The organism is Haoranjiania flava (assembly GCF_025631005.1).
Lineage (GTDB): Bacteria > Bacteroidota > Bacteroidia > Chitinophagales > Chitinophagaceae > Haoranjiania > Haoranjiania flava.
The window spans coordinates 339,973-347,835 of sequence record NZ_JAOTPL010000001.1 but is presented as its reverse complement, the minus strand read 5'-3'; the positions used below and the strand labels follow the sequence as shown (position 1 = coordinate 347,835).

Sequence of the window (7,863 nt, the reverse complement as noted above, 5' to 3'; positions counted from 1 at the left end):
CAAACCGGAATATATGGAAGATTTTGGTTCCTATAATTTTGAAATAAAGTGGGTAACCCCGCTAAATAGAACATCGTCAGATCAGATTTTTAGTAGTGGTCAATACGCTGGCCAGTGGCGAACAGGGGCTGCCCAATAATATAGTACAGGTATTGTTGCAGATATAATTGTAGATTGGGATAATGATAATTAAACAACAAAGTCTAAACCAGGAATCAAAAAGTAAAAGCCGGAATGCAACATGCGCTGGAAGAGATCATCAATAGAAGATCTTACGAAATAAAAAGAACTGCACATATTCATCTCATAACATTGTTTTGGGAGATAGGCTGTATGCTGAAAACTTTTATCCAAAAACCAGAAAAGGCACGATCCGCGAAGGAAGCTGTACTTAAGTTATCAAAAAATTAATAGCAGCGTATGGCGCCTGTTTCGCTGTGAAAGAGTTAAGCAGAATGCAGCAGTTTGCAGAAAAATTTCCTGATTTTTCATTCGTTCAAAAATATATTCCTTTATTAAGTTGGGCGCATCTGCGTATTTTACTTGATGTTGAAAATGATATGGCAAGCGCGTATTATTTATCCGTTATGTTGCAACAAAGTCTGGATATAAGGCAACTAAAAAAGATTTCAGAGAATCTGTTTGAGCAGGTTTTTAATGATGGCCTGGAAGCGGATAAAATTAAGTCGCACATCAAACAGGAATACGCGGCTTTAGATAAAGCGCTGGCGAATGCAGCTTTAGTAAAATTAAATGATGCCTGCAAGCCTGATCTTTTTAAAAAGTCATTTTCACAATATCATGCACTGTTAAAAGGTAGCGGTAATACCAGAATGCCACAGGCAGAAGATGATTTATATAAGGCTGTGTCTGCATTAATAGAAGAGCACAGAGTCAGCCGGATTAGCGCATTCAATTTAATGCTGAATATGCTGTATTGGGAAGTTGAAAACAGTTGAATAATAACAATGAACAAATATGCTTAGCGAAAGCAGGCAATGTCTTAACGAAATACTATAAGAGTTTTTCAGAAGAGCAATTGACGGCTATGGTACAATTTGCTAAGTTGTTTCCTGATGTAGAAGGCGCTGTATATGTATCAAACATGATCGGCTGGGAGTATATTTTAAAGTTATTATCTTTAAATGACGCGAAGGCAATATATTTTTATATAAAACAAATAGTAGAAAATAAACTAAGTTTAAGCGCCCTGGAACAGATGATTACAGAGAAAACTTTTGAGCACAGGGAGCATCCGGAAAGCGCGTACTTATTGAATTATAAAACTATGGTAAGCAACAGGGCAGCAAAGAAAGGAAACCGGGTTCAGCATATCAAAATAACAGACTATGAATATGAACAGAAAGGATATTTTACAGGCAATCTATTGGAAAGCCAATATCTTATTGATTTTGTAAATGGCAGGTAATAATGCATGGGATTGCTTTATCAACAACCAATTATTATATTGATTACAACATCTGGATAACCACGTTAAGGATGCCTAATATTAGAATTATAATCATGATCAAATTAAAGGAGATGCATACTGCTTCTATACTCATTAGGCAACAATAATTTTTTCTGCTATTTTTACGTGAAAATCATTATTCTATGAGAAAGTTGCTCTCTGTTGCTTTTTTGCTTTTTATTTTCTCTGCCAATGCACAGCTTGAAGATATCCGTGAAGACATTATTGTCACCTCATCTTCAGACACTTCCTGGAAGCAGCAATACCGCGAGTCTCCCGAAAAGATTAACGCACTGGTGCATACCAAACTCGATTTAAAATTTGATTACAGCAAATCATACGTGATCGGTAAAGCATGGTTAACGCTGAAGCCCTATTTCTACCCTACAGACAGCCTTACACTGGATGCCAAAGGAATGGATATACAGGAAGTGAGCCTTTTCGCAAATGGTAAAGACACACCCTTGAAATATGCTTACGATAAAAAACAGCTGAGGATCAGCCTGGGAAGAACTTATAAAAACGACCAGACATATACCATTGCCATAAAATACATTGCCAAGCCGGATGAACTTCCCAAAGGTGGCGGCAGCTCTGCAATCACAGATGATAAAGGTTTGTATTTCATCAACCCCAAAGGGGAAGATAAAAATAAGCCTACGCAGATCTGGACGCAGGGCGAAACCGAGCACAACAGCGCCTGGTTCCCGACCATTGATAAGCCTAACCAGAAAACAACCCAGGAGATCACGCTTACAGTGCCAGGTAAATACGTAACTTTATCCAACGGGTTAATGACTGCTTCTAAAAAAAATACAGACGGTACCCGCACAGATACCTGGAAGATGGACCTGCCACATGCGCCGTATCTTGTTTTTATCGGCGTGGGTGATTTTGCCGTGATAAAAGATAAATATAAAAACATCCCGGTAGACTACTACGTAGAAAAAGAATACGCGCCATACGCTAAACAAATTTTCGGGCTTACACCTGAAATGATGGCTTTCTTCTCTAAAAAAACAGGCGTGGAATATCCCTGGCCAAAATATGCACAAATGGTGGGAAGAGATTTCGTGAGCGGCGCCATGGAGAATACTACTGCCACGCTGCACCGCGAATCGGCACAGCAGAATGCGCGGGAGCTGGTAGATGGCAACGTGTGGGAAGATGTGATTGCACATGAGCTATTTCATCATTGGTTTGGCAACTATGTTACTGCAGAGAGCTGGAGCAACCTGACCATGAATGAGAGCTTTGCCAATTACAGCGAGTACCTATGGCGCGAGTACAAATACGGAAAAGAATCTGCCGATGCTCACTTGCACGAAGACTTCCAGGGTTACCTTATGGGCGGCAACTTCAGAAAAAATCTTGTACGCTTTCACTACAGCAATAACGAAGATATGTTTGATGCCGTCAGCTACAACAAGGGCGGCAATATCCTGCATATGTTGCGCCACCTCATTGGCGATGATGCCTTCTTTACTTCGCTCAACAGGCTGCTGGTAAAACATAAGTTCGGCAGCGTAGAAGCGCACGATCTCCGGCTGGCAATAGAAGAAGTTACCGGAAAGGATATGAACTGGTTTTTCAATCAATGGTATTATGGCAACGGTCATCCGCAACTGGATATTTCCTATGCATACCAGCCGAATACAGTTACGGTAACTATTGAGCAAAAACAAAAAAATGCACCCGTTTTCAGGCTCCCGTTGGATATAGATATACACGAACCCGGTAAAAAAACAAGGCATCGCGTGTGGATGGATAAAGCCCGCCAGGCATTTACTTTTCCTGTAACCCAAAAGCCGCAACTGGTAAATGTAGATGCAGAGAAAATACTGGTAGCCACCAGCAATGATCAGAAAACTTTGGAACAGTATATTTACCAGTACAAAAATGCAGGCAATTTCCAGGACAGGAGGGAGGCGGTGGAATACGCCCTCAACAACATCAGGCAGGCAGGAGCGCTGGACTTTCTGGTCAACAGCGGCATGACAGATCCAAGTTATGTGATCCGCAAGTACATTCTTTACAGCATAGATCCCAAAATGCTCAACGAAGCAGCCTATGCCAAAATAGAAAATATGGCGCGTACAGATAAGCATCGGCCTACGCGTGCTGCGGCAATTGATATACTGAGTTATACACGCAATCCGAAATACGAACCTGTGTTTCTTGCCAATGTAAATGATTCTTCCTACAGCGTTTCGGGTGCAGCCTTGCAGGCGCTTTCAATGGTAAACAAAGAAAAGGCTATATCCTTATTGCCGGAATTGAAGAAAGATGCCAAAGGAAAACTTAAAGTTGCTATTGACAGGTTAGATATGCTCAACAGGACAGAGGCAGACTTTGATGAGGTATTTAATGACTATAAAGAGATGCGCAATATGAGCGATAAGGCAGAGTACACTTTTGATTTTATGGCTTACATGCTCAGCCTTACAGATGCTGATAAATTCAAATCGGCTTTAGATGAGGTATTGAAATTTACGGAAACAATAGCTGGCAATTACCCTTCTTACAAAGAAGCCGTCTACAACTTTTTGAAAGAGATGGCAAAGCAGAAGCTGATAAAAAAAGCATCAGCTCCCGACCCGGCGGCTATACAGCAACAGATAGATTATATCCATAGTAAAATAAAGTAATTACCACTGCCGCGTTGCCGGCGTTTGGCGTAATTTTAAACACATAGTTTTCTTTATTTCTATATTTTGATGTAATTTCACGCCTCGAATTAAACTAACGGTTTGCAACTAAAATAAAATTATTATGGCTGAAGTGATAAAAATGCCCCGCCTGAGTGATACTATGACTGAAGGCGTTATTGCTGCGTGGCACAAAAAGGTAGGAGACCCGGTTAAAAAAGGAGACCTTTTGGCAGAAATAGAAACCGATAAAGCTACCATGGAACTGGAAAGCTACCAGGATGGAACCATACTTCACCTGGCTGGCCCTGACGGTACAAAAATTATGGTAGATGATCTCTTGGCAATAGTGGGCAAGGAAGGCGAAGATGTTTCTGCATTAGTAGGCGGAGGCGGCGCAAAAACAGCTCCGGCGCAAAAGGCAGAAGCGCCTGAACAGGAAACTTCAGCACAGCCACAACCCGAAACAAAAACAGCGCCGGCAACATCCGGATTGGATATTGCTGCCATGGACGAAGTGGTGCTGATGCCACGCCTGAGCGATACTATGACAGAAGGCGTTATTGCTGCATGGAGAAAAAATGTTGGCGAAGACGTGAAGAAAGGCGACGTGCTGGCAGACATAGAAACAGACAAGGCCACTATGGAGCTGGAAAGCTACAAAGATGGCAAACTGCTCTACCAGGGAGCAGAAGAAGGCGGAACAATAAAAGTAAATGACCTGCTTTGTGTGATCGGAAAAGAAGGCACTGATGTAGACGCTATAGTAGCTGCATCCAAAGGCGGTGGCGAAGCTGCTGCACAGCCGGAAGTGCCAGCCCAACAACCGGCTTCACAGTCAGCATCTCAGCCTGCAGCAGCGGCGGAAACTGCACAACCGCAACAAGCCCAACAGCCGCAAGTGGTAAACGAGGGAAGGATTTTTGCTTCTCCCCTGGCTAAAAAAATTGCAGAAGAAAGAGGCATAGACCTGAAATATGTAAAAGGCAGCGGGGACAATGGCCGTATTGTAAAAAGCGATATTGAAAATTACACACCAACTGCACAGCCTGCAGCTCAGCAAGCTGCAACAGCTTCACAGGCTCAGCCGGCTGTTGCCGCAGCGCCTGCCGGGCAGGAATCTTTTGAAGAAGTTCAGGTAAGCCAGATGCGTAAAACCATTGCACGCAGGCTTTCTGAAAGCAAATACACCGCGCCGCACTTCTACCTCACTATGTCTATTAATATGGACAATGTGGTAGCTGCACGCCCAAGACTCAACGAAAAAGCAAAAGACTATAAGATCAGCTTTAACGACATTGTGTTAAAAGCTGTGGCAGTAGCTTTGAAAAAGCATCCTGCTGTAAACAGCAGCTGGAGAGGCGATACCATCCGGGTAAACCATCACGTAAACATCGGCGTGGCCGTAGCTGTGCCTGACGGGCTGCTGGTGCCCGTAGTGAGATTTGCAGATACAAAATCACTCACAGAGCTCTCAGCAGAAGTGAAAGAATTTGCACAGAAAGCCAAAGATAAAAAATTGCAACCATCAGATTGGGAAGGAAGTACATTTACGATTTCCAACCTGGGCATGTTTGGTATAGAGCAATTTACCGGCATTATCAACTCACCGGATGCCTGCATCCTGGCAGTGGGCGGCATTAGCGAAGAGCCGGTTGTCAGGAACGGCCAGATAGTGGTGGGCAACATCATGAAAGTAACCCTTAGCTGCGACCACAGGGTAGTAGATGGCGCCAGCGGCGCTGCCTTCCTGCAGACATTGAAAGAGTTGCTGGAAGAGCCCTTGAGAATCTTATTGTAAAAAAATAATACTATACTAAACAGGCTGTCGCATTTTAGCGGCGGCCTGTTTGTTTTTTGCCTGGCAATTATTGCCAGTTAAGGTCTACTGCTTTGATCAACACATTGCCGCCGGCATCTTTCAGCATCAGGTAATGGCCTTTCGTCTGGTAGGATGTTACTTTCTCCAACAGCGCAATGTAAGCTTCTTCCATGGCAATATTCTCACACATCATCTTGGTCCTGCCGATATTGGTGAAGCTGAGATTATTGCCGGAAAGCCTGTATTCAAAAAATATCCGGTTGCAACCAACACCCGAGAAGGCTTTATGTTCTTTGGCAGCGCCGGTGAAATCTATAAAACCTTTTGTTTGCAGCACTTCAGCATCGGAAAAGCCCTGTATGCTTTGCAGCCGCCACTTTTGCATAAGATGGCTGCTTGTTCCTGCCGATTGAATGTTTGCGCAGCCGTACAGCATAATGCCGGAAACTGCTATTGCCAAAACCATCATTAATTTTTTCATCATAAAACATTTTATAACCCTGACTGCAAAATCTTAGCCATTTTAAACTGTTGATTTTTTTAAAACAAAATTTTACAAGTAGCTTTGCCCCGTATGGATATTATCCTGAAATATTTCTCTGATTTTAGTGAAGAACAGTTGCGCCAGATGCAGGCGCTGAAAGCATTGTACCAGGAATGGAATGCAAAGATCAACGTGATCTCCCGAAAAGACATGGACAACTTTTACGAGCACCATGTGTTGCATTCACTGGCAATAGCTGCAGCCGTTGAGTTTCAGCCCGACACAAAGGTGATTGATATTGGTTGCGGCGGCGGGTTTCCCTCCGTGCCGCTGGCTGTTTATTTTCCTGAAGCGGAGTTCCTGGCGGTGGACAGCATCAATAAAAAATTAACGGTATTAAAAGAGGTGGCTGCCGCAGCGGGGCTAAAGAACATTACTACGCAGCATACCCGTGCGGAAGAGATCAAAAACAGAAAATTCGACTTTGCCGTATCCCGGGCGGTGGCCCCCCTGAAAGATTTGTGGAGATGGAGTAAACCCTTGCTGAAAAAGGGTATGAACGGGGAAGTTGCCAATGGCTTGCTGTGCCTGAAGGGCGGCGACCTGGCACAGGAGATTTCTGAAAGCAATGTACGCCCGCATGTTATGAACATACATGCTATTTTCCCCGAAGATTTTTTTGCAGAAAAATATTTGCTGCATGTAAAAGCATAACTAATTAAAAACACAATCATGTCAACACTACAGAACGCCTTAGATGAATTTGAAAACAACACAGCAATTCCGGGGATTGACCCTGAAAGAAAAGTTTTCCTGGATCAGGTATATGTAAACAAAGACTCAGACGACCTGGTAGCTGTGCGCACCATCGGCAGAAAAGATATGGAAGGCGTAGTGCTTGCAGGCATTGACAACAGTGGCACCTATACTGCCATATTGCTCACCTTCGTAAAAAAAGAAAATGTCTGTGCCTTGCAGGTAATATCCATGTCGGAAAATTTTATGCCCGATGAGAACCTGGCATTCGGCATTTCACTCGACAACGACGAGAAGATGCTGTTTGATTTTACCCACCAGATGGTGCCGGTAGACGGCACAAGCTATTTTGCCAATTTTGTGCAGCTTACCGATAAAACTATGTCGGATTTTATCAGCCACAACATTGTGCACTGGCAATTTCTCAATAAAAAAACCAATGATGTGCTAACAAGCGATTTCAATGCACAGGCCGACGCTATTTTACCTGAAAAAGAATCGCAATACCTGTTGCGGAGAATAGCTTATGAAATAGCAAAGTTCGAAGTAGTGGATTAACAATGCCTGTCACCGCGAATTTCAATTTTTTTTAGCAAAAAAAATCAAATACTTTTGCACGACCTCTCTGTAAAAAAGGCAATAGAGTTTTGCCTTTCTTTCGGGTCATTTTTATTTGAATAGC

Annotated in this window: 7 protein-coding genes; 6 read left to right on the top strand and 1 reads right to left on the bottom strand. The window is 43.1% G+C overall.

The window, feature by feature from the left end:
- The first annotated feature begins 398 nt into the window (after window positions 1–398).
- The 4 genes from OD355_RS01540 to OD355_RS01525 all read left to right on the top strand — a co-directional run bounded on the left by OD355_RS01540 (window position 399) and on the right by OD355_RS01525 (window position 5,920).
- The gene (locus OD355_RS01540; protein WP_317619101.1) at window positions 399–959 is read left to right on the top strand and encodes a DUF1016 N-terminal domain-containing protein; all 561 of its coding nucleotides are present in this window, start codon (window positions 399–401) and stop codon (window positions 957–959) included.
- Window positions 956–1,429, top strand: coding sequence for a DUF1016 N-terminal domain-containing protein (locus OD355_RS01535; protein ID WP_263036680.1), 474 nt, complete (start codon window positions 956–958; stop codon window positions 1,427–1,429). The genes OD355_RS01540 and OD355_RS01535 overlap by 4 nt, the downstream gene beginning before the upstream one ends.
- 185 nt (window positions 1,430–1,614) lie before the next feature.
- Window positions 1,615–4,119 (top strand): M1 family metallopeptidase, encoded by a 2,505-nt coding sequence (locus OD355_RS01530; RefSeq protein ID WP_263036679.1) that lies wholly within the window; start codon window positions 1,615–1,617, stop codon window positions 4,117–4,119.
- 124 nt (window positions 4,120–4,243) lie between these two features.
- Window positions 4,244–5,920 carry a pyruvate dehydrogenase complex dihydrolipoamide acetyltransferase gene (locus OD355_RS01525; RefSeq protein ID WP_263036678.1) on the top strand — a complete coding sequence of 559 codons (1,677 nt, stop codon included), beginning with the start codon at window positions 4,244–4,246 and terminating at the stop codon, window positions 5,918–5,920.
- Between the two features lie 67 nt (window positions 5,921–5,987).
- Here OD355_RS01525 and OD355_RS01520 read toward each other — a convergent pair whose 3' ends face one another.
- Entirely contained in the window at window positions 5,988–6,425 is a 438-nt protein-coding gene (locus OD355_RS01520) for an META domain-containing protein (protein WP_263036677.1), read from the bottom strand.
- Window positions 6,426–6,515: 90 nt separating this feature from the next.
- Here OD355_RS01520 and rsmG point away from each other — a divergent pair, with 90 nt between their 5' ends.
- Entirely contained in the window at window positions 6,516–7,139 is a 624-nt protein-coding gene (gene rsmG / locus OD355_RS01515) for a 16S rRNA (guanine(527)-N(7))-methyltransferase RsmG (protein ID WP_263036676.1), read from the top strand.
- Between the two features lie 18 nt (window positions 7,140–7,157).
- On the top strand, window positions 7,158–7,739 hold the full coding sequence (locus OD355_RS01510) for a hypothetical protein (protein WP_263036675.1): 582 nt from the start codon (window positions 7,158–7,160) through the stop codon (window positions 7,737–7,739).
- Window positions 7,740–7,863: the final 124 nt, after the last annotated feature.